Source organism: Streptomyces sp. NPDC048291 (assembly GCF_043201715.1).
In the GTDB taxonomy this organism is placed as follows: domain Bacteria; phylum Actinomycetota; class Actinomycetes; order Streptomycetales; family Streptomycetaceae; genus Streptomyces.
Window position 1 is genome coordinate 110,304 of record NZ_JBICZC010000015.1, and the last position, 21,533, is coordinate 131,836.

The 21,533-nt window shown below is 72.9% G+C and carries 17 protein-coding genes; 10 read left to right on the forward strand and 7 right to left on the reverse strand.

The annotated features are described in order from the left end of the window. The first annotated feature begins 78 nt into the window (after nt 1-78). Complete coding sequence (locus tag ACGF5O_RS36920; protein ID WP_393814462.1) at nt 79-4,473, forward strand: FtsK/SpoIIIE domain-containing protein; 4,395 nt, start codon at nt 79-81, stop codon at nt 4,471-4,473. A gap of 132 nt (nt 4,474-4,605) precedes the next feature. Here the strand turns inward: ACGF5O_RS36920 and ACGF5O_RS36925 are convergent, their stop codons facing one another. After that, nucleotides 4,606-5,235, reverse strand: a complete 630-nt coding sequence (locus ACGF5O_RS36925; RefSeq protein ID WP_393814282.1) for a hypothetical protein — start codon at nt 5,233-5,235, stop codon at nt 4,606-4,608. A 59-nt stretch (nt 5,236-5,294) separates the two neighbouring features. Further along, on the reverse strand, nt 5,295-5,588 hold the full coding sequence (locus tag ACGF5O_RS36930) for a hypothetical protein (RefSeq protein WP_393814283.1): 294 nt from the start codon (nt 5,586-5,588) through the stop codon (nt 5,295-5,297). Between the two features lie 166 nt (nt 5,589-5,754). Here ACGF5O_RS36930 and ACGF5O_RS36935 point away from each other — a divergent pair, with 166 nt between their 5' ends. Next, on the forward strand, nt 5,755-6,435 hold the full coding sequence (locus ACGF5O_RS36935) for a hypothetical protein (protein ID WP_393814284.1): 681 nt from the start codon (nt 5,755-5,757) through the stop codon (nt 6,433-6,435). Between the two features lie 123 nt (nt 6,436-6,558). On the opposite strand, the gene ACGF5O_RS36940 is transcribed toward ACGF5O_RS36935, so the two are convergent. Next, the gene (locus tag ACGF5O_RS36940) at nt 6,559-7,164 is read right to left on the reverse strand and encodes a GPP34 family phosphoprotein (protein WP_393814285.1); all 606 of its coding nucleotides are present in this window, start codon (nt 7,162-7,164) and stop codon (nt 6,559-6,561) included. A 288-nt stretch (nt 7,165-7,452) separates the two neighbouring features. On the opposite strand from ACGF5O_RS36940, the gene ACGF5O_RS36945 reads away from it, so the two are divergent. Then, a complete protein-coding gene (locus ACGF5O_RS36945; protein ID WP_393814286.1) occupies nt 7,453-8,307 on the forward strand; it encodes a PaaX family transcriptional regulator C-terminal domain-containing protein in 855 nt (284 codons plus the stop codon). Between the two features lie 78 nt (nt 8,308-8,385). On the opposite strand, the gene ACGF5O_RS36950 is transcribed toward ACGF5O_RS36945, so the two are convergent. Continuing rightward, on the reverse strand, nt 8,386-8,799 hold the full coding sequence (locus ACGF5O_RS36950; protein WP_393814287.1) for a RidA family protein: 414 nt from the start codon (nt 8,797-8,799) through the stop codon (nt 8,386-8,388). Nucleotides 8,800-8,939: 140 nt separating this feature from the next. Here ACGF5O_RS36950 and ACGF5O_RS36955 point away from each other — a divergent pair, with 140 nt between their 5' ends. The 4 genes from ACGF5O_RS36955 (at nt 8,940) to ACGF5O_RS36970 (ending at nt 14,515) form a co-directional block, all read left to right on the forward strand. Then, nucleotides 8,940-9,422 carry a cupin domain-containing protein gene (locus ACGF5O_RS36955; RefSeq protein WP_393814288.1) on the forward strand — a complete coding sequence of 161 codons (483 nt, stop codon included), beginning with the start codon at nt 8,940-8,942 and terminating at the stop codon, nt 9,420-9,422. 110 nt (nt 9,423-9,532) lie between these two features. Then, nucleotides 9,533-10,408 (forward strand): acyl-CoA thioesterase, encoded by an 876-nt coding sequence (locus ACGF5O_RS36960; protein ID WP_393814463.1) that lies wholly within the window; start codon nt 9,533-9,535, stop codon nt 10,406-10,408. Nucleotides 10,409-10,454: 46 nt separating this feature from the next. Further along, nucleotides 10,455-12,119 (forward strand): AMP-binding protein, encoded by a 1,665-nt coding sequence (locus tag ACGF5O_RS36965; RefSeq protein WP_393814289.1) that lies wholly within the window; start codon nt 10,455-10,457, stop codon nt 12,117-12,119. 11 nt (nt 12,120-12,130) lie between these two features. Then, nucleotides 12,131-14,515 (forward strand): bifunctional salicylyl-CoA 5-hydroxylase/oxidoreductase, encoded by a 2,385-nt coding sequence (locus tag ACGF5O_RS36970; protein WP_393814290.1) that lies wholly within the window; start codon nt 12,131-12,133, stop codon nt 14,513-14,515. Nucleotides 14,516-14,517: 2 nt separating this feature from the next. Here the strand turns inward: ACGF5O_RS36970 and ACGF5O_RS36975 are convergent, their stop codons facing one another. Both ACGF5O_RS36975 and ACGF5O_RS36980 read right to left on the reverse strand, forming a co-directional pair. After that, the gene (locus ACGF5O_RS36975; protein WP_393814291.1) at nt 14,518-16,005 is read right to left on the reverse strand and encodes a sensor histidine kinase; all 1,488 of its coding nucleotides are present in this window, start codon (nt 16,003-16,005) and stop codon (nt 14,518-14,520) included. Beyond that, nucleotides 16,002-16,730, reverse strand: a complete 729-nt coding sequence (locus ACGF5O_RS36980; protein WP_393814292.1) for a response regulator transcription factor — start codon at nt 16,728-16,730, stop codon at nt 16,002-16,004. The genes ACGF5O_RS36975 and ACGF5O_RS36980 overlap by 4 nt, the downstream gene beginning before the upstream one ends. Nucleotides 16,731-17,126: 396 nt before the next feature. On the opposite strand from ACGF5O_RS36980, the gene ACGF5O_RS36985 reads away from it, so the two are divergent. Continuing rightward, entirely contained in the window at nt 17,127-17,651 is a 525-nt protein-coding gene (locus ACGF5O_RS36985) for a transglycosylase SLT domain-containing protein (RefSeq protein ID WP_393814293.1), read from the forward strand. A 76-nt stretch (nt 17,652-17,727) separates the two neighbouring features. Here the strand turns inward: ACGF5O_RS36985 and ACGF5O_RS36990 are convergent, their stop codons facing one another. Then, the gene (locus tag ACGF5O_RS36990; protein WP_393814294.1) at nt 17,728-19,179 is read right to left on the reverse strand and encodes a purine-cytosine permease family protein; all 1,452 of its coding nucleotides are present in this window, start codon (nt 19,177-19,179) and stop codon (nt 17,728-17,730) included. 260 nt (nt 19,180-19,439) lie between these two features. Between ACGF5O_RS36990 and ACGF5O_RS36995 the strand changes: the two genes are divergently transcribed. Together ACGF5O_RS36995 and ACGF5O_RS37000 are read left to right on the forward strand one after the other, a co-directional pair. Beyond that, the gene (locus ACGF5O_RS36995; RefSeq protein WP_393814295.1) at nt 19,440-20,237 is read left to right on the forward strand and encodes a serine hydrolase; all 798 of its coding nucleotides are present in this window, start codon (nt 19,440-19,442) and stop codon (nt 20,235-20,237) included. Nucleotides 20,238-20,342: 105 nt separating this feature from the next. Beyond that, nucleotides 20,343-21,521, forward strand: a complete 1,179-nt coding sequence (locus ACGF5O_RS37000; protein ID WP_393814296.1) for an AI-2E family transporter — start codon at nt 20,343-20,345, stop codon at nt 21,519-21,521. The last annotated feature ends 12 nt before the right edge of the window (nt 21,522-21,533 follow it).

Below are 21,533 nucleotides of genomic sequence, written 5' to 3' on the forward strand. Positions count from 1 at the left end.
CGGCTCGCCGCCCCGGCGACCGGTGCCGGACCCACCTCTCCACGAGCCTCCACACGAGAAGGACGATGAGCAGTGCGACTGACCGTCAGCGTGCGTGACCCGCAGGTCGAGGGGGTGTCCGCCACCGTCGCCGTGGAAACCGAACCGTCCGCCCAGACGGGCCGGTTCGCGGCCGAGCTGGCCCGGGCCGTCGGGTATGCCGGGGCGACCGCGGGGGAGCCGTCCCTCTACCTCGGCTCGACCCCCGTCGACCCTGACACCACCCTCCAGGGCGCCGGTGTCCGGGACGGCATGGACCTCGGGCTCGGCGCCCCCCTTCCCCGGGAGCCCGAGCCCGAGGGCCGAACCGAGGTCCGCGTGGTGTCCGGCCCCGGCGCCGGAACCGTCTTCCGGCTGGTCCCCGGCGACTACGACATCGGCGGCGGCCCCCTGTGCCGGATCCGCCTCGCCGAGGGTGCCCCGCCGCTCGCGGCCCGGATCCGGGTCCGGCTCGACGGGGGCGCCGAACTCCTCATGACCGACGGGGCGTTGCTCGACGGCAAGCCCGCCCAGGATCCCGGCCCGTGGCGGGAGGGCAGCCAGCTCGCCGTCGGCGACACCCTGCTGGAGCTGACCGCGCGCCCGACGGCCCGCGCCCCGCTCACCCCGGCCCAGGACGGACTCGGCCTGGAGTTCAACCGGCCGCCGAGGTTCCTGCCGCCCGCCGCGGGAGCCAGGTTCCGGCTGCCCACCCCGCCGGTCAAGCCCGACAAGCGGCCCGTCCCGCTGCTGCCGATCCTGCTGCTGCCCGCGGGCAGCGCCGCGATCGCCATCTTCGTCACCCACCGCTGGTCCTTCGTCTTCATCGCCCTGCTCTCCCCGATCGCCGCCCTGGTCACCCAGTTCGGCGGGCGCAAGCAGGCGATGCTCAAGTACCTGGAGAAGAAGGAGGAGTACGACCGGACGCTGGCCCGGGTACGGGCCGACATCGACGCCGCCGTGCTGGAGGAACAGCACAACCTGCGGCTGTCGCTGCCCGATCCGGCGACCCTGCTCCAGATGGCGGTACAGCCCTCGGAACGGCTGTGGGAACGCCGCTGGCAGGACCCCGACTTCCTCACCGTCCGGGTCGGCACCACCGACCTGCCGTCGTCGGTGAGCGTCGACGACCCAGAGCAGGACGAGCACCGGCGCTCCACCGTCCCGTGGCTCAACCAGGTGCCGGTCGCCGTGGCACTGCGCCGGGCCGGTGTCGCGGGCGTGGCGGGACCGGGCGCGACCCGGCTGGCCGGCTGGCTGGCCGCCCAGGCCGCCGCCCTGCACAGCCCCACCGACCTGCGCATCGTCGTCCTCGCCGGACCGGAGGGCGAACGCGACTGGTCCTGGACCCGCTGGCTGCCGCACACCCAGGCCCAGGGCGAGGACGCCTACGCCCTGATCGGCTCCACCGCCGACTCCCTGGCCCGGCGCATCGGCGAACTCGGCCAGCTCGTCGCCGCCCGCACGGCCGCGGGCCCCGACGTCACCCGCGGCGGCGCCAACGGCTACCCGGACGTGCTCGTCGTCCTCGAACAGGCCCGCCGGGCCCGCTCGCTGCCCGGTGTGATCGCACTCCTGCGCGACGGCCCGTCCGTGGGCGTCCACACGATCTGCATCGACCGCGAGGAACGGCTGCTGCCCGAGGAGTGCGGCGCCGTCGTCGTCACCGAACCGGGCGCGACCACGTCCCGGGTGCGCACCGGCTCCGGCGCCGCGCTGGAGCACGTCCGCAGCGACTCGCCCGAGCCCGGCTGGTACGAGCACTTCGCCCGCGCCCTGGCCCCGCTGCGCGGCGTCGGCGACAGCGACGAGAGCGCCCTGCCCGGCTCCGTACGCCTGCTCGACCTGCTGCACATCGAACCGCCCACCGCGGAGGCCGTGGTGGCCGGCTGGTCGCTGGGCGGCCGGAGCACCCGGGCCGTGCTCGGCATCGGATACGACGGCGAGTTCGCCGTCGACCTGGTCCGCGACGGCCCCCACGCCCTGATCGCCGGCACCACCGGCTCCGGCAAGTCCGAGCTGTTGCAGACCCTGGTCGCCACCCTCGCCGTGGTCAACCGGCCCGACGAGATGACGTTCGTGCTCGTCGACTACAAGGGCGGCAGCGCCTTCGCCGAATGCGCCGACCTGCCGCACACCGTCGGCCTGGTCACCGACCTCGACACCCGGCTCGTGGAGCGGGCCCTGGTCTCCCTCGGCGCCGAACTGCGCCGCCGAGAGACCCAGTTGGCGCAGGCGGGCGCCAAGGACATCGAGGACTACCTCGACAAGCGCGCCCGCGGCGGCAACGCGCTGCCCCCGCTGCCCCGACTGCTGCTGGTCATCGACGAGTTCGCGTCCATGGCACGGGAACTGCCCGAGTTCATCTCCGGTCTGGTGAACATCGCGCAGCGCGGCCGTTCGCTCGGCATCCACCTGGTGCTGGCCACCCAGCGCCCCGGTGGCGCGGTCACCCCGGACATCCGCGCCAACACCAACCTGCGGATCGCGCTGCGCACCACCGACACCAGCGAGAGCCGCGACATCATCGACGCCCCCGACTCCGGGGACATCTCGCCGGCCAACCCGGGCCGCGCCTACGCCCGGCTCGGCCCCTCGGCCCTGCTGCCGTTCCAGTCCGGCCGGGTCGGCGGCCGGCGCTCCGGCGGGCAGGCCGCCGTGGGCACCGAGGTGCCGGTCCGCGCGGAGCCGGTGACCTGGCAGAACCTCGGCGGCCCGGTGCCGGCCGCCCGCTCCCGTGGCGGCTCCGGCGCGGCGCAGACCGAGGCCGTCACCGACCTGGCCGTGCTCGCCGGAGCCGTCGCCCAGGCGGCCCGGCTCGCCGACGTACCGCGCCAGCCCAGTCCCTGGCTGCCGCCGCTGCCCGAACTGCTCCCGTGGACACCGCCGCCCGCGCCCAAGCCCACCGCCGAGCGGGAAGCGGCCCTGCCCGCCGTGGAGTACGGCGTGGTCGACCTGCCCGCCCAGCAGACCCGCGTCCCCCTGGTCCTCGACCTGGACCGGGCCGGTCACCTGCACATCGTCGGCTCGCCCCGCAGCGGACGCTCCCAGACCCTGCGCACCCTGGCCGCCGCCCTTGCCCAGGCCCACGGCGCCGACGACGTCCACCTGTACGGCATCGACTGCGGCAACGGCGCGCTCAACGCCCTGACGGCGCTGCCGCACTGCGGTGCCGTCGTCGACCGCAACCAGACCGAGCGCCTCGGCCGCCTCCTGGACCGGCTCGGCGCCGAACTCACCGCCCGCCAGAGCATCCTGGGCGCACGGGGCACCGCCGACCTGACCGAACTGCGCGGGGCGCAGACCGCCGAGGAGCGGCTCGCCCACATCGTGCTGATGGTCGACCGGTTCGAGGTCTTCGAGCGCGAGTTCACGTCGTACGACAACGGCAGCTACATGGAGCGCATGATCCGGCTGCTGCGCGACGGCGCGGGCGTCGGTATCCATGTCGTCCTCGCCGGCGACCGGGTGCTCGGCAGCAGCCGGTTCTCCGGCACCACCGAGGACAAGATCGTGCTCAGGCTCAACGACCGGCAGGACTACTCCACCGTGGGCGTCCCCTCCAAGTCCGCGCCGACCGACCCCGCACCGGGCCGCGGTATCCGCACCCAGGACCTCACCGAAGCGCAGATCGCGGTGCTCGGCGAGGACCTGTCCGGCACCGCGCAGGCCGAGATCCTGTCCGCCCTCGGCCGGGAGCTGGCCGAACGCGAGTCCGCGGTCCCGGCCGCCCGCCGCCCGATCCGCCTCGACGTGCTCCCCGACCTGATCACCTACGCCGACGCCCTCGCCCTGCACACCCGGGGCGGCCCGATGCGGCCCCTGGTGGCCGTCGGCGGCGACACGCTCACCTCGCTCTCCCCGGACCTGACGGACGTCCCCACGTTCGTCATCGCCGGGCCGCCGCGCACCGGCCGCAGCACCGCCCTGCTCACCGCGGCGGAGTCCCTGCTGTCCGCCGGCGCCGGCCTCATCGTGCTCGCACCCCGGCGCTCGCCCCTGCGGCAGCTGCGGGGACGGCCCGGCGTGGCCGCCCTCGTCACCGACGCCGAGGTGACGGCACAGGAGTTCCGGCAGGCGCTCGGCAACGTGCCGGAGGAACAGGGGGTGATCGTCGTGGACGACGCCGAACTGTTCATGGGCGCCGAGATCGACCCCGACCTGGCGCTGCTCGCCCGGGGCGGGGCCGGCACCGGCTGGGGCGTCCTCGCGGCCGGCAACGCCGAGTCGCTGGCGCTGAGCCTGGCCGGCTGGATGGGCCAGGTGAAGCGGAACCGCACCGGCATGCTGCTCTCCCCGCAGGGGCTGAGCGACGGCGAGGTCATCGGCGTCAAGCTGACCCGGGGCGTCGTCGGGCAGGCGCCGCAGCCGGGCCGGGGCCTGCTCCACCTGGGCGACGGAACGCTCCGGACGGTCCAGGTGCCGTTCCTCGAAGCGCTCGAAACGGACCGCTGAGGCCGCGAGCCGGGGAGCACGGGAGAACCCGGGAGCCAGTGAGCCCGGGATCCCGGGAAGCAGTGAAGGGCGGCCGGACCCTGGAGGTCCGGCCGCCCTTCCGCCGTGCCGTCGGCGTGCGGCCGAGGAAGCTCAGGCGGTGGTGCCAGAGGCGACCTGGACGCCGTCGTGCGTCACGAAGCGGAACGTGCCGGTGATGGCGTCGAAGAGGTCGTACACCTCGTTCTTCAACGGCAGGTTGGGGCTGGCGAGGGTCACCACGAGGAAGTCCTCGGTGCTGCCGGGCACCGGCATCATCGTGTGCATCGTCAGCAGCTTGACGTCGATGTCCCCGGTCAGCCGGGTCACCTCGGTGCCGGTGACCCGGGCCACCGTGCCCACGTGGGGCACCTTCGCCGAGGCGATGACCCGGTCCTTCGGCGCCGCGCCGGTCGCCGAGGAGACCCCGAGCCGCGCGGACAGCACGGGCAGCGTGAGCTCCTCGCCCTTCGGCGTGCTGACGGCGAAGACCATGCCGTACGCCATGAAGAGGCCCTCGGTGTACATCGTCGCCGTGCCCGCGGCCAGCAGCGCCCCGTAGCGGCGGGCCGCCCGGGTCACCTCCCGGCCCTGCCGGAACATGTCGTTGATCCGCGCCTTCTCACGCGGGTCGTCGGTCGCGGCGAGGGCCTGGGCGCGGGTCCTGGCCAGTTCCTCGCCGCTCAGGTCCACCTGCTCCCACTGGTCCGGTATGTCCAGCAGAAATCGTTGTGCGGTGCTCATCGGTCGGCCGTCGCCTTCGGGGGAAGTGTTGGACAAGTCGGGGGATGTGCCGGGGGAGTTCACCGGCCTTTGCCGTCGTCGAGGTTGGACACCGCGTTCTGGTCGGTCTTCTCGAAGGAGTCCAGGACGGTGCCGATGGCGTCCCGGATGCCCTCCACCTGCTTCTGCAGCTGGTGCTTGCCGTCCTCCCACCTGTTCTCGAAGTTCTGTGCGGAGCCGTGGGAGAGCTCGGGCCCGAACGCGGCATCGAAGTCGAACGTGTGGTGTCCGATGTCGATGAAGTCGTGCACGAAGCCCAGCATGTCCTGGGCCTCCTTGAGTTCACTCCCGGGGATGTTGACGTCCGACGCCACTGCGGGCCCCCGTTCCTGTGCGGTGAGGATTCGTCTCTGCGGGGAACACGAGGCCGGCGGCGCGGAACGTTCACCCGTCGCCGACGGTCGGTGCCACCCGCCCGGGCGGGGCCGCGGGGCGCCGGTGGGGGTGAACCCTCGCCGGTGCCCGTCTCGTGTAGCAGGCATGACCTCGCTCCTCACCCGGCCGCCCTCCCGCGGCGGTGCCGCACGCCGTGCCGTCGTCGCCTCCGCTCTCGCCCTCTGCGCGGCGGCGGGCCTCACGGCCTGCGGCAAGACGATCTCCATCGGCGACAGCCCGGCCCCGGCCACCTCGCCCGCCCCGTCGCCGTCCCCCTCCGCCGCCTCCACCGGCACGGCTCCGGCCCAGGGCGCGGGCAACTCCGCGCTCCAGGTGGTCGACTCCACCGCGCAGGACGCCGGCCTCGGCGGCACCGGCGGGACCGTGGTCGGAGCGGCCGTGCAGGAAGCGCCGCCCAAGTGGGTGCAGTTGTCCGCGGTGACCTCGGCGCCGCTGTCCGCCGCGCACCTCATCAACATCAACCAGGCGGCGCTGTACCGCTTCGACGACGACACCGCCGAGCCGTCGAAGTCGTCCTGCACCGGTGCCTGCGCGGTGAAGTGGCCGCCCGTGACCATCGAGGAGGGCGGAAACGTCTATCTGGCGGGCGTGAACCCGAAGGAGGTCGGCGCCATCCGCCGTCCGGACGGCCAGGTCCAGCTCACCGTGGGCGGCCGGCCCGTCTACCGGTTCTCGGGCGACAGCAGGCCGGGCGACCTGAACGGCCAGGGGCTCGACGGCAAGTGGTTCGCGGTCGGTCCGACCGGGGAGAAGGCGACACAGTGACGGGCACGCCGGTGTCGCCGCGGCGGTAGGCCGCGTGGCTGAGACGGCGATGGACCGCCTGGGTGGGGCGGCGGTGCGGCGCCGGTCACGAGTGATCCGGGCGGCGCCGCACGGCGCCCACCGTCACAGGCCGCGCCAGACGTTGTCGAACGCCGCGTCCTCGATCTCCCTGCGCTGGCGTACGGCGGCCAGTTCCGTCACGGCGTCGTCCACGGCGGCCACCACCGTCACGATCGCGTCGGAGACCGCACTCGCGAGGTCCTTCGCCGCCTCGTCCCGGATCCCCACCGCGGCGGCGAGGGCCGCGAGCACCGGCTCGCCCGACGCCCAGCGCTCGTGCGCCCGCGCCCGCTCGGGCGAGTCGGCGGCCTCCGTCCGCCCGGTCGGCAGCGACAGCCAGCGCCGCCGCTGCTGGGCTACGGTCCCGTCCGCCTCCAGGGCCTCCAGATAGACGCCGCCCAGGCCGCGCCCCCGCCGCCACAGCCAGTCCTCGACCGACTCGTACGGCGTCTGACGCCTGAGCGCCGCCACCGCCTCGTCGAGCAGCCGGTCGTCCGTCCCGCCCGCCGGGGCGGGCACGACGAGCTCGTCGTCGAGCGTGACCGCCCCGGCGTCGATGAGGTCGACCAGCTCGGCTCCCGCGAGCGCCAGCGAGAGGTCACCCTGCTCGACGGGCCGCGCGGCGGCGTCGTACACGGTGACGAGGAACAGGTCCCGGGGTGTGGTCATGACGGACTCCCCAACAGAGACGACGAGGGCACCAGAGGTATCTGAAGCACTACAGGTATCAGAGGTACGCAGTGGTGTCAGGGACAACGACGGCGCCGACGGATTCGATGCCCGGTCGGACGCCGCCGCCCGTGCCGTACCACCACCATGTGGCGTCGGCGGGCGACCCGCAGCACGACCGCGCGTGCCGGGTCCCCGGGCGCCGGTCCGCGCCGCCGGTGCGGCTCCCGGACGCGCGATAGGCTGCTGCGCGATCAGCAGGGTGACGTCGGCCGGAGGTGGGTGGGCATGACAGCGCGCGTCGAGCCGTCGGCCGCCGTCGGCGCGGGCGGCCGGGACAGCCGGCTGGGCCCGCTGATCCTCACCCTCTTCGCGCTGTACGCGCGCCGCGAGCACAACTGGCTCTCCGTCGCCTCCGTGATACGCCTGATGGCCGACCTGGGTGTGGAGGGGCAGGCCGTGCGCTCGGCGGTCTCCCGGCTGAAGCGGCGCGGGGTGCTGCGCGGGGAGCGCCACGAGGGCGCCGCCGGGTACGCCGTCTCCGAGGGCACGCTGGAGGTGCTCGAGGACGGTGACGTGCGCATCTTCGAACGGAACCGGGCCGCGGCCGGCGACGGCTGGCTCGTCGTGGTGTTCTCCGTCCCCGAGTCCGAGCGCGACAAGCGGCACGCCCTGCGCACCGCCCTCACCCGCCTCGGCTTCGGCACCGCCGCCCCCGGCGTGTGGGTGGCGCCCGGCATCCTGGCCGACGAGACCCGCCGCACCCTGCAGCGCCTCGGGCTGACGCCGTACGTGGACATCTTCACCGGCGACCACTTCGCCTTCGGCGACCTGTCGGCGAAGGTCCGCGAGTGGTGGGACCTGGACGAGCTCGCCGCGCTCTACGCGGACTTCCTGGAGCGGTACCGGCCGGTGCGCGGGCGCGCGGCGGCGGGCGCGATCCCGGCCCGGGAGGCGTTCGGGATCTATCTGCCGATGCTCACCGAATGGCGCCGGCTCCCGTACCGCGACCCCGGACTGCCGCTTTCCCTGCTGCCGCCGGGCTGGATCGGCGACACCGCCGGCGCGCTCTTCGAGGAGCTGGACAGGACCCTCCGGGAGCCCGCCCGCGCGCACGCCCTGGCGGTCATACACACCCGTTAGGGCCTCCGGCACCCCGCATCCGGCGCCTGCCACCTGGTATTCGGCGCCTGCCGCCTGGTATCAGGCACCCGGCCCGGCCTACGGCCTGACCAGCCGTTCCTCCGGGATCACCGCCACGCCGAGGATCTCGATCAGCGCCTCCGGCTGCCAGAGCGCGGTGCAGCCGATGCCGGCCATCGCCGGGTACACCGGCCCCGCCAGCTCCCGCCACACCTTGCCGATCTCCTTGCCGTGGGCCTGGTAGCCGGGGATGTCGGTGAGGTAGATCGTCACGCTCACCAGGTCCGCCGGCTCGCCCCCGGCCGCCCGCAGCGTGGTCAGCATGTTGCCGAACGCCTGACGGAACTGCTCCACGATCCCACCCGGAACGATCTTCATGTCGGCGTCCAGCGCGGTCTGACCGCCCAGGTACAGCGTGTTCCCGGCGAGCGTTCCGTGCGAGTAGCCGCTCGGCGCGGGCAGGGCGGGCGGGTTCACGGCGACGGGAGTCATCAGGCCTCCGGTTCGGTGGGGTCCGGCGCCGGCCGCACGGCCGGTCGTATTGACAATAAATGACGACCGTGAAAAATACGAGATAGAGCGCGCGGTCCGGTTCCGGACCCCGGCGAGCCCACGGAAACGGAGTCGATTCCATGGAGCCTGACCTCGGCAAGTACCGGCTTGAGGGCGACAACGCGATGTACCGGCTGCCCAGCGGCATCGTCGCCCCGGTCGTGACCCGGGCCGGCCAGGAGGACGTCAACACGGCCGACTCGGGCGGCGCCGTCCGTGTGTCGGGCGTCAGCACCCGGCACACCCCGGCGCGCCGCCTGTGGTACGGCAAGGTCAGCAACGAGCCCGGCTACCGCTCGGTCTCCCACCACCACGGCGAGGCCGAGACCGGCGGATACGTCCTGTCCGGCCGGGCCCGGATCTACTTCGGCGAGAAGTTCGAGGACTACCTCGACATGGAAGAGGGCGACTGGGTCTTCGTCCCGCCCTTCATGCCGCACGTCGAGTGCAACCTGTCGCGGTCCAAGCCCCTGGTGTGGATGACCACCCGGACCCCGGAGAACATCGTGGTGAACCTCCCCGACGTGGCCGACGCCGACCTGCGCGACTGGCTGAGCCGGTGACCGCCGCCCCGACCGGGCCGACCGGCTCGACCGGCCCCACCGCTCCGACCGGCTCGTCCGGCTCGACCGGCTCGACCGGCTCGTCCGAAGAGACCGGCCCGACCTCGGCGATCGTCACCGCGGCCCTCACCCTCAAGCCCGCCCCGCCCGAGCACTTCGACCTAGCCTTCACCGCCACCACCCAGCCCTGCCCCTGGCCCAAGGCCTACGGCGGCGACCTCGTCGCCCAGGCCGCCGCGGCGGCGATGCGCTCGGTGACCGACGGCAAGACGCTGCACTCCATGCACAGCTACTTCCTGCGCCCGGCCGACATCGGCGCCGAGGTCCGCTACGAGGTCGAGCTGCTGCGTGACGGCCGCGGCTACAGCACCCGCCAGGTGCGCGGCTACCAGAACGGCAAGGTCCTCTACGTCTGCCTCGCCAACTTCGCGGCGGGGGAGCCGGGTTCGTCCTTCCACGCCGAGTTCGCCGCGGAGGTTCCCGGTCCCGAGACCCTGCCCGGCTCGGCCGCGTACCTCGCCGAGCGCACCGGCGGCACCATGACCACCGGGTCCAAGGCCTACTGGAGCGGGGGCCGCGGCTTCGACATGCGGCACGTGCCCGGCCCCGTCTACCTCACCGTCGACGGCGAGCGGCTGCCCCACCAGGCCGTCTGGGTACGGCCGTTCGACGCGCTCCGCCCAGTCGAGGGGCTCACCGACGCCCAGCGCGACCTCGCCGCCCTCGCCTACGTCTGCGACTACACCATCCTCGAACCCGTCCTGCGCGTCCTCGGCCTGGCCTGGGCCGACCCCGGCCTGGTCACCGCCAGCCTCGACCACGCCATGTGGTTCCACCGTCCCGCACCGGTCGGCGACTGGCTGCTCTACGCCCAGGAAGCGGTGGCCGCCGACGCGGGCCGCGGGCTGGGCAGCGGCCGCTTCTTCACCCGCGACCACCGCCACCTGGCCACCGTGGTCCAGGAGGGCATGATCCGTCCCGTCTGAGCCGCCCGCCGCACACCACCGGCGGGCTTCCGGAAGGAACCCCGCGTTGGCTCTTCCGCTCTCACCCACCTCGCACCTGGACACCTTCGCCCGCGACCACCTCCCGCCCGCCGGACAGTGGCCCACCCTCGAGTTCACCACCCCCGAACTGGCCTACCCGGAACGCCTCAACGCGGCCGGCGAACTCATCGACGCGGCCGTCGAACGGTACGGCCCCGACCGCCCCGCCCTGCGCACCCCGGCCGGGGAACTGTGGACGTACGGCGAACTGCGCACCCGCGCCAACCAGGTGGCCCAGGTGCTGACCGCGGACCTGGACCTGGTGCCGGGACAGCGCGTGCTGCTGCGCGCGCCCAACACCCCCTGGACGGTGGCCTGCTGGCTCGGGGTCCTGAAGGCCGGCGGGGTGGTCGTCACCACGATGGCCGCGCTCCGCGCCCGCGAGATCGTGCCGATCGCCGAACGCACCCGGCCCGCGCTCGCCCTCATGGACCACCGCTTCACCGACGAGGTCCGCACCGCACTGCCCGGCCTGACGGTGGTCGCGTACGGCGGGACCGGCGACGGCGACCTGGTGGCCCGCTGCGCCGCGAAGTCCGGCGAGTTCACGAACGTCGACACCGCCGCCGACGACGTGGCACTGCTCGGCCCGACCTCGGGCAGCACCGGCGTCCCGAAGATCACCATGCACTTCCACCGGGACATCCTGTCCATCGACAACACCTTCGGCCGGCACGTCCTGCGGCTGCGCCCGGACGACCTGGTCGCCTGCACCGCGCCGTTCGCCTTCACCTTCGGCCTCGGCATGCTCGTCGTCTTCCCGCTGCGGGCGGGTGCCTGCGCCCTCCTCACGGAGACGGCGACCCCGCCCCAGCTCGCCGGCCTCGTCGAGAGGCACGGCGTCACCGTCCTCGCCACCGCGCCCACCGCCTACAAGGCCATCGTCCGCGACGGCATGGAACGCCGGCTGGTCAGTCTCAGGACCGGGGTGTCGGCCGGCGAGCACATACCGCTCACCGTCTGGGAGGAACTGCGCGACCGCATCGGACTGAAGGTGATCGACGGCATCGGCGCGACCGAGCTGCTGCACATCTTCATCTCGGCCGCCGGCGACGACATCAGGCCCGGCGCCACCGGCCGTCCGGTGCCCGGCTACCGGGCCACCGTCCTCGGTCCGGGCGGCGAGGAACTCGGCCCGGGGGAACCGGGGCGGCTCGGCGTCATCGGCCCGGTGGGCTGCCGCTATCTCGACGACAAGCGGCAGCAGGACTACGTCGTGGGCGGCTGGAACGTCACCGGCGACATCTTCCACCGGGACGAGGACGGCTACTTCCACTACCACGCCCGGAGCGACAACATGATCGTCTCCTCCGGGTACAACATCGGCGGTCCCGAGGTGGAGGCCGCCGTCGACACCCACCCGGACGTCGTCGAGTCGGCGGTCGTGGCCCGGCCCGACCCCGAGCGCGGCTCGGTCGTCTGCGCCTTCGTCGTGCTGCGCGAGGGCGTCACCGGGGACGCGGCGAAGGCCAAGGAGATCCAGGACCACGTCAAGCAGGTCCTGGCGCCCTACAAGTACCCGCGGGACGTGCGCTTCCGCGACTCCCTGCCGCGCAACACCAGCGGCAAGCTCCAGCGGTTCGCGCTGTGCAGGATCATCGAACAGGAACAGGCCGCCGAGCCCGTCGCCGAGCCGGTCGCCGAGCAGTGAGAGGAACTCCGGTGAAAATCGCGATCATCGGCGGTGGCCCGGGCGGGCTCTACCTCGCGGCCCTGATGAAGCAGCTGGACCCCGCCCACGAGATCACCGTGTGGGAACGCAACGCCCCCGACGACACGTTCGGCTTCGGCGTGGTCTTCTCCGACGAGACGCTCGGCGGCATCGAGAACGCCGACACCGTCTTCGCCGAGGCCATGGCCCGCCGCTTCGCCCGCTGGACGGACATCGACATCCACTACCGGGGCGAGAGCCACACCGTCGGCGGCCAGGGCTTCGCCGCCATGAGCCGCAAGGAACTCCTGCGCCTCCTCCAGGAGCGCTGCCGCGACCTGGGCGTCACCCTGCACTTCTCCACCCCCGCGCCCGAGGTGGCCGAACTGCGCGCCGCGTACGACCTCGTGGTCGGCGCGGACGGCGTCAACTCCGCCGTGCGCACGGCCCACGCGGACGCCTTCGGCCCCTCGCTCGACCGGCGCCACAGCAAGTACATGTGGCTGGGCACGGACCGGGTCTTCGAGGCCTTCCAGTTCTTCGTCAAGGAGACGGAGTGGGGGGTGGTGCAGGTGCACGGCTACCCCTACTCGGACGCCGGCTCGACGTTCATCGTGGAGATGCACGAGGACGTGTGGCGCCGTGCGGGCTTCGACGCCACCGAGGACACGGTGTTCGCGCCGGGCGCCTCCGACGAGCAGGCCGTGGCCCGGGTCCGCGAGCTGTTCGCCGCCGAACTCGACGGACACCGGGTGTCCGCGAACAACTCGAAGTGGCTGAACTTCACGACCGTGCGCAACGACCGGTGGCACCACGGGAACCTGGTCCTGATCGGCGACGCCGCCCACACCGCCCACTTCTCCATCGGCTCCGGCACCAAACTGGCCATGGAGGACGCCCTCGCCCTCGCCGCCTGCCTGCACGAACACCCGGACACCGAAAGCGCGTTGACCGCCTACGAGAGCGAGCGGCGGCCGGTGGTGGAGTCCACCCAGCGGGCCGCGCAGGCCTCACTGGAGTGGTTCGAGAACATCGGCATGTACGCCCGCCAGGAACCCACCCAGTTCTGCTTCAACCTCCTCACCCGCTCCCGCCGCATCACCTACGACAACCTGCGCACCCGGGACGCCGAGTTCGCCGAACGCGTCGACACCGCCTTCGCCGCGGCACAGGGGCTGAGCGGCCGGGCCCCCGCCATGTTCCAGCCGTTCCGCATCGGCGGTCTCGAGCTGAAGAACCGGGTGATCGTCTCCCCGATGGACATGTACTCCGCCGTCGACGGGGTCCCCGGGGACTTCCACCTCGTCCACCTCGGCTCGAAGGCCATGGGCGGGGCGGGCCTGGTGATGACCGAGATGGTCTGCGTCTCGCCCGAGGGCCGGATCACCCCCGGCTGCACCGGCCTGTGGAACGACGCCCAACGCGACTCCTGGACCCGCGTCGTGGACTTCGTGCACGCCAACAGCACCGCCCGCATCGGCCTCCAGCTCGGCCACTCCGGCCGCAAGGGCTCGACCCGCCTGATGTGGGAGGGCATGGACGAACCGCTCCCGGACGGCAACTGGGAGACCGTCGGCCCCTCCCCGCTGCCGTACGGCCCCGGCTCACCCGCCCCGCGCGAACTCACCCCCGCCGACCTGGACCGGATCAGGGCGGAGTTCGTCTCGGCGGCCCGGCGCGGCGCGGACGCGGGATTCGACCTCCTCGAACTCCACTGCGCCCACGGCTACCTGCTCTCCTCGTTCCTCTCGCCGATCGCCAACCACCGCACCGACGCGTACGGCGGATCGCTGGAGAACCGGCTCCGCTTCCCGCTGGAGGTCTTCGACGCCGTCCGCGCCGCCTGGCCCGCCGACCGCCCCGTGATCGTGCGGATCTCCGCCACCGACTGGATGCCGGACGGCAACACCGAGCACGACGCCGTCGGGATCGCCCGCGCCTTCGTCGCCCACGGCGCGGCCGGCGTCGACGTCTCCACCGGCCAGGTCACCAAGGACGAGAGGCCCGCCTACGGCCGCTCCTACCAGACCCCCTTCGCCGACCGCATCCGGCACGAGGTCGCCGCCGCCACCGGCGCGGCGGTCATCGCCGTCGGCGCCATCGCCTCCTACGACGACGTCAACTCCATCCTCCTGGCCGGCCGCGCCGACCTGTGCGCGCTGGGCCGTACCCACCTGTACGACCCGCACTGGACCCTGCACGCGGCAGCCGAGCAGGAGTACGCGGGCACGGCCGCCGAGTGGCCCGTCCAGTTCCGGGCCGGCCGCCGCAAGCCGCCGGCCGCGCGCACCGACGCCGTACGTCCCCGCCTGTCGCTGCTGCGGGCCGGGCAGGCGGGGGAGAGCGTCCATCTGCGCTGGAAGCCGGCGGGGGAGGGGCTGCCGGCGGTGCGGTGAGGTCAGGCGGTGCCCGTGTCCCGGCTCCGCGCCGCGGTGAGCGGCAGGGTGGCGGTGAACCGGGTGTCGCCGGGTGCGCTGTCCACCTCGATCCGGCCATGGTGTGCCTGGGTGATCGCGGCGGCGATGGCCAGTCCCAGGCCGGCCCCGCCCGCGGCGCCCGGGGTGCGGGAGCGGGAGGCGTCGCCCCGGGTGAAGCGGTCGAAGACGGTCGGCAGGAGGTCGCCGGGGATGCCCGGGCCGTCGTCGTGCACGCGGATCGCGCAGTGCCCGTCCGCCGTCTCCACCGTGACGGTGATCCGCGTCCCGGCGGGGGTGTGCCTCCGGGCGTTGGCCAGCAGGTTGGCGACCACCTGGTGCAGCCGGGACGGGTCGCCGGTCACCGTGGCGGGTGCGTCCAGGCGCAGCACCAGCTGCCAGTGATGGCCCGCCCCCGCCGCCCGGGCGTCCCACACCGCGTCCCCGACCAGGGTCGCCAGGTTCACCTCCACGGCCTCCAGCGGCCTGCCCTCCTCCAGCCGGGCGAGCAGCAGCAGGTCCTCGACCAGGCCCGTCATCCGCGCCGACTGGGCGGAGACCCGGCGCCAGGCCAGCTCCGGCTCGATCTTCCGGGAGTCCACGCCCATCAGCATCAGCTCGGCGTACCCGGCGATCGAGGCGAGCGGGGTGCGCAGCTCGTGGCCGGCGTCGGCGAGGAAGCGCCGCATGTGTTCCTCGGCCCGCTGCCGTTCGGACAGGGACCACTCCACATGGTCGATCAGCCGGTTCAGCGCGACGCCGACCTGGCCGGCCTCGGTGCCCGGATCGGTGTCCGCCGCCGGTACCCGGGTGAGCCCGCTCACCTCGCCCCGGTCGAGCGGTGCGTGCGAGACCTCGACGGCGGTGGCGGCGACCCGCCGCAGCGGCCGCAGCTGCCGCCGGACCGCCACCGCCGACACGGAACCCGCGAGGACCAGGCCGACCCCGGCGATGCAGGCCTCGATCACGACCAGGGAGTCGATCATGTGCTGGACGCCGTCCACGGGCAGCCCGGCCAGCATGGCGGTGCCGTTTTCGGTGACGGCGGTCAGCCGGTAGGTGCCGAGGCCCGGAATCGTCCGGGTGTGCAGGGTGCCGTCCGCCGGGATGCCGCCCAGGGCGGCGCACTGGGCCGCGGTCAGGGAGCGCGGGCCCTGGTCGGTCACCACCTCGGCCGTGGCGATCTTCTCGCCGGTCATGAGCGCGGCCAGGGTGCCGGTGTGCTGGCCGCGCTCGTTGAGGAAGCCGAGGCTCGCGCCCGGCGGCGCGTGCTCCCGGCCGCCCTGGCTGTGCTCGGCGGCGTCGGTGACCCGCTGGTCCAGGTCCCGGATCAGGTAGTAGCGCTGGACGAGGACGGTGGCCACGGCCATCGCCGTGCACACGGCGGCCAGGGTGAGGGAGTGGACGAGGACCATCCGCACCCGCAGCGAGCGCCCGCGCAGCCGGGTGAGGGCCCGCCCGAGAGCCGTCATCCCTCGTCGTCCGCCGCCCTGATGACGTACCCGGCGCCGCGCACGGTGTGGATCATCGGCCGGCGCTCCTTGTCGATCTTCGCGCGCAGACCGGAGACGTACACCTCCACCAGGTTCCCGCCGCCGTCGAACGAGCTGCTCCACACGTGGTCGAGGATCCGCGTCTTGCTGAGCACCTGGCGGGGGCGGTCCATCAGGAACAGCAGCAGGTCGAACTCCTTCGCGGTGAGCGTGACCGGCATGCCGCCCCGGCGCACCTCGCGGCTCCGCTCGGCCAGCACCAGGTCGCCGAGGACCCGCACCCCCTCCTCCGCCGCTCCGGACCCGCCGGCCCCGGAGCGGCGCAGCAGCGCGCGCAGCCGGAGCATCACCTCCTCCAGGGAGAAGGGCTTGGTCACGTAGTCGTCGGCGCCGGTGGCGAGCCCGTCCAGCCGGTGTTCCACGGCGTCCCGGGCGGTCAGCATCAGCACGGGCAGCCTGGCGTTCTCGTACCGCAGCCGGCGCAGCACCTGGATGCCGTCCAGGTCGGGCAGCATGCCGTCCAGCACGACGGCGTGCGGTCCGCGGGCGCGGGCGGCGCGCAGCGCGCCGTACCCGTCGCGCGCGACGAGCGGCTGCCAGCCCGCCGCGCCGACGGCGACCGAGAGCAGTTCGGTCAGCTCGGGCTCGTCGTCGACGATCAGCACCCGGATCTCGCCCGGCGACGGTGTGGGGGTGTCAGACATGGGCGGATGCTCTCGCGGCGGCCTGTACGTGACCTGTGGAGGCCGCCGACCGAGGGCCGCGGACCCCGCGAAAGGGCCCCGGACGCGTGACACCCCCCATAGGAGCCAGATCACATCCTATGCAGCCTCGTAGGAACGGAACGCCCTGAACTGCCTAGAAGGCATATATAAGCGGGCAATTCGGTCATTGGTTCCTAAGTCGGGTAGTACGTCACATCATTGCGGCCCGCCGCGGCTCCCGCTAACCATTGCTGTCGTCGCCGGGAGACGGGCGACGGGCCGAGCGGATTCCCGCCGGACCCGCCCCCTCCCGCCGGTAGTACGGGCTCCGCCCACCGCCGCCGCCCACCGCGGCCGGCGCCGACGCCGTCCCCCCCACCGGAGAGTTGCTTTCACATGACCACGATCAACCGCACCCGCATCGCCCGTCTGCGCACCATCGGCCTCACCGGCCTCGTCACGACGGGTGCCGCGGCCGCCGCCCTCACTCTTATGCCGGCGAACGCACAGGCCGCCGAGATGACGCAGGCGCACACCTCGACCGCGGTCACGGCCTCCTCCAGCGGCAGCAGCCACACCGCCTCCCAGAAGGGCGGCTACGGCAACAACCTCGACGGCTGGATCAAGCAGTCCCTGCAGGTCATGAAGTCCAAGGGCATCCCGGGCAGCTACGACGGCCTCAAGCGCAACATCATGCGTGAGTCCGGCGGCAACCCGAGCGCCCAGAACAACTGGGACGTCAACGCCCAGAAGGGCACCCCCTCCAAGGGCCTGCTCCAGGTCATCGACCCCACCTTCAACGCGTACCACGTCGCCGGCACCTCCGGCAGCGTCACCGACCCGGTCGCCAACATCACCGCCGCGGCCAACTACGCCGCCCACCGGTACGGCTCCATCGACAACGTCAACTCCGCGTACTGACGGAGGACGGCGGTCGAGCGGGCCGGACGGCCGGTCCGCCCCGGACTCGGGACCGAGTCCGGCGGGCAGCCGGCCCCTACGGCTCGCGGTGCTCGTGCGAGGCCTGCTCCAGGGCCGCGGCCTCCGCCTCGGCGATGCGGGTCTCCGCCTCGACGTCGATCGAGCGGGTCAGCCACCAGTACAGCAGCGCCGACACCGGCAGCCCGATGAACAGGGAGATGTCGGCGCCGTCGAGGGCCTCGGCGGCGGGACCGACATAGAGGGTGCCGACCGAGAAGAACGGGATCATGACGGCGAAGCCGACCAGGTACGAGACGATCCCCTGCCAGCCCCAGCGGCCGTAGATGCCGTTCGGCTTGAAGATCTCGGCGATCGCGTAGTGGCCCCGGCGCACCACGTAGTAGTCCATCAGGTTCACGGACGTCCACGGGATGAACAGATACAGCACCAGCAGCAGGAAGTTGTTGAAGTTCGTCAGGAAGTTCGTCGTCGCCGCCAGCGCGCCGATCAGCGAGAGCGCCGCGGTCACCCCGAGGGTGACCAGTCGCACGCCCAGCGTCGGTCGCACGCGTCTGAACGAGTCGATGGCGCTGATCAGGGTCAGCGAACCGCCGTACATGTTCAGCGCGGTGACGGAGATCAGCCCCAGCGCGGAGAACAGCAGCACGATCGCGCCGAAGCCGTCGAAGACCTTGTCGCCGGCGGCGTTGATCGACGGGATCGTGTCGAAGCTGTCGCCCGCCCAGGCGGCCAGCAGCGTGCCGAGCACCATCAGCCAGATGCCGCCGAGCGCCGAGCCGAAGTAGGTCCAGTAGAACGTCTTGCGCACGGTGACGTCCGGCGGCAGGTAGCGCGAGTAGTCCGAGACGTAGATGGCCCAGCTGATCTGGTAGCCGGCGACCACGCCGAACTGCGCCAGGAACGGCGTGACCTTGAAGGCGCCGAGGTCGAAGGAGCCCGCCGGGTAGTGCAGGGTCACCAGGATCCCGACGGTGAAGATCCCGAAGACCACCAGGAACGTGTAGGTCAGGAACCGCTCGGCCTTGTGGATGATGTCGTACCCCACCAGCGCCACGACCAGCCCGACCACCGTGACCACGATCACCCAGAGCTTCACGCCGCCGTGGATCGTGGTGTCCAGGGCCTGGCCGGCCAGCACGGTGTTGAACACGTTGAATCCCGCGTACTGCACGTACGCGAACAGCCACACCAGCAGCGCACCGACATAGCCGAACTGCGGGCGGGACTGGATCATCTGCGGCAGTCCCAGCTGCGGCCCCTGGGCCGAGTGGAACGCCATGAAGAACGTGCCGATCAGCGTGCCCGCGACGATCGCCAGCAGCGACCAGATCAGGTTGCCGCCCTCCGTGATGCTGATCAGCCCCACGGCCAGGGTGGCGATCTGCGCGTTGGACATGAACCACAGCGGACCCAGATGCCACAGCTTGCCGTGCCGCTCGTCCAGCGGCACGTAGTCGATGGACCGGACCTCCAGACCGCTCACCCGCGGTTCAGCCGATGTGCTCATGGCACCTCCCAGGGGCCGGTCCGTCGCTCTGGCCTCATTCTTCCCCCGGATGCAGCCCGATGAGGCATGCGGAATTCACGTTCCGTACACCGGAAGAGACGCCTCGCGTGCGGCACTGTCGCCCTGCTCACAACCAGCCCTGTTGCCCTGCTCACATTCGGCCTCGAACCGGTCCCGTCGTGGCGGCGGTCATGTCGCGGGACGGACATTTTGTCTATGTTCGCAGGTCTGTGTCCCTCCGATCTGCGAAGGTGCCCGCCATGCTCAACCGAACCCTGTCCGTCGTGGCCACGGTGGTGACCCTGCTCGCCGGAGCCGCGCCGGCGGCCATGGCGGCCGGCTCCGGCTCCGCCACCTTCCGCACCACCGTCAAGGCACAGGGCTCGGCCCGGGTGACCGCCGCCGTCCTCGACCTGGACGGCACGGGCGGGGCGCCCGTCGTCTACGGCGACGACATGCCGTACGACACGGCGAGCATCGTCAAGGTCGACATCCTCGCCGCCATGCTGCTGCACGCGCGGGACCACCGGCGCGCCCTCACCGCCCGGGAGAGCGCCGAGGCGGAGGTGATGATCCGCGACAGCGACAACACCGCGGCCACCGCCCTGTGGCGGGCCATCGGCGAGGGCCCCGGCCTGGCCTCGGCCAACAAGCGGCTCGGACTCACCTCGACCCAGGGCGGCCCCGGCGGCCTCTGGGGGCTCACCCGGACCACCGCGGCCGATCAGATACGACTGCTGCGCGCGGTCTTCGGCGCCGGGCCCACGCCCCTCGACGCTGCCTCCCGGAACCGCATCGGCACCCTGATGACGGAGATCGCCGCCGACCAGTCCTGGGGTGTCTCGGCCGCCGCCGACTCGGGGTGGGCGCTGAAGAACGGCTGGCTCATGCGCACCACCACCGGCCTGTGGGACATCAACAGCATCGGGCGCGTCACGGCCGGCGGGCACCACTACCTCGTCGCGGTCCTCTCCAACGGCAACGCGTCCATGCCGGACGGCGTGAACCTGGTGGAACGAGCCGTCCGCACCGCCGTGTCCGAGACCGCCGCGCACTGACGCCCCCTGACTCCTCTGACCCCCTTGGCCCACCGCAGCCCGCCCGCCGCCCGGAATGCCCCTAACGTGCAGGAGAGGTGACGGAGGCCGGCAACGGGAGGCGCGGTGGCGGGTGCGGGCGGGCCGGGGGCCGGGCGGGGCCGCGCGCGCCGGGTCCACGGCGCTCCACCGGACAGCCGGACCGCACGCGCCGTCCGGATCCCGGGACGGGCCCGAGCCCCGCGCGCCTCCGCCCCGGCCGGCGCGGTCGTCGTCCCCGCCCTGCGGATCGCCGCCGCCTACGCCTGGCGGCTCATCGTGGTCGGCATCGTCGTCTACGGCGTCTTCGTCGTCCTCGGCCGCTTCCAGCTGATCGCCGTCGCCGTGTTCCTGGCCCTGGTCGTCACCTCGGTGCTCCGTCCGCTCGCCGACCTGCTGGCCCGGTGGCTCCCGAGGCCGCTGTCCGTGGCGGTGAGCCTGGTCGGCAGCATCTGCCTGTTCTTCGGCCTGCTGGCCCTGGTGGGCAACGCGGTCGCACAGGAGTCGGCGACCCTGGCCGACGAGTTCCGCGGCGGCATCCACCGCATCGAGGTCTGGCTGCGGCGCCCGCCCTTCCGGCTCGGCCCGGGCGCCCTGTCCCGTCTCCAGCAGCAGGTCGTCGACTACATCCAGTCCCACCGCTCCAACCTGGCGAGCCGGGCGCTCAGCGGCTTCGGCACCCTCGTCGAACTGATCACCGGAGGCGCGCTCGCGCTCTTCACCTCGGTCTTCTTCATCCACTCCGGCGAACGGCTCTGGGCCTGGACGAGCGGCGAACTGCTGCCGGCCGGCGCCCGCGACGCCTGGGACCGGGCGGGGCGCGCGGCCTGGCGGACGTTCGCCGGATACACCCGCGGCATCATCATCGTGGCCGCCGCCAACGCCGTCCTCGTCGGCGTCGCCCTGGTCGTGCTGCGGGTGCCGCTCGCGCTGCCGCTCACCCTGCTGGAGTTCTTCGCCGCGTTCGTCCCACTGGTCGGCTCACCGGTCGCGCTGAGCGTGGCCACGGTGGTGGCGCTGGCCGGGCGGGGCCCGCTCACCGCCGCCGCCGTCCTCGTACTCATCGTCGTCATCGGCCAGCTGGAGGGACATGTGCTGCATCCGCTGGTGATGAGCTGGGCGGTGCGGCTGCACCCCCTCGTCGTCGCCGTGTCGGTCATCGCGGGCAGCATCGTCGCGGGGGTGATCGGCGCCGTCGTGGCCGTCCCCTTCGTCTCCGTCGTCTGGGCGGTGGTGCGGGCCCTGCGCCCGGCACCGCCGCCCTGACCCCGGCGCCCG

Excerpts from the sequence above, each read along its gene's own strand:
- ACGF5O_RS36925 (WP_393814282.1), bottom strand. The coding sequence starts at position 5,235 with ATGAGCACCGCACAACGATTTCTGCTGGACATACCGGACCAGTGGGAG.
- ACGF5O_RS36935 (WP_393814284.1), top strand. The coding sequence starts at position 5,755 with ATGACCTCGCTCCTCACCCGGCCGCCCTCCCGCGGCGGTGCCGCACGC.
- ACGF5O_RS36940 (WP_393814285.1), bottom strand. The coding sequence starts at position 7,164 with ATGACCACACCCCGGGACCTGTTCCTCGTCACCGTGTACGACGCCGCC.
- ACGF5O_RS36945 (WP_393814286.1), top strand. The coding sequence starts at position 7,453 with ATGACAGCGCGCGTCGAGCCGTCGGCCGCCGTCGGCGCGGGCGGCCGG.
- ACGF5O_RS36950 (WP_393814287.1), bottom strand. The coding sequence starts at position 8,799 with ATGACTCCCGTCGCCGTGAACCCGCCCGCCCTGCCCGCGCCGAGCGGC.
- ACGF5O_RS36955 (WP_393814288.1), top strand. The coding sequence starts at position 8,940 with ATGGAGCCTGACCTCGGCAAGTACCGGCTTGAGGGCGACAACGCGATG.
- ACGF5O_RS36975 (WP_393814291.1), bottom strand. The coding sequence starts at position 16,005 with ATGACGGCTCTCGGGCGGGCCCTCACCCGGCTGCGCGGGCGCTCGCTG.
- ACGF5O_RS36980 (WP_393814292.1), bottom strand. The coding sequence starts at position 16,730 with ATGTCTGACACCCCCACACCGTCGCCGGGCGAGATCCGGGTGCTGATC.
- ACGF5O_RS36985 (WP_393814293.1), top strand. The coding sequence starts at position 17,127 with ATGACCACGATCAACCGCACCCGCATCGCCCGTCTGCGCACCATCGGC.
- ACGF5O_RS36990 (WP_393814294.1), bottom strand. The coding sequence starts at position 19,179 with ATGAGCACATCGGCTGAACCGCGGGTGAGCGGTCTGGAGGTCCGGTCC.
- ACGF5O_RS36995 (WP_393814295.1), top strand. The coding sequence starts at position 19,440 with ATGCTCAACCGAACCCTGTCCGTCGTGGCCACGGTGGTGACCCTGCTC.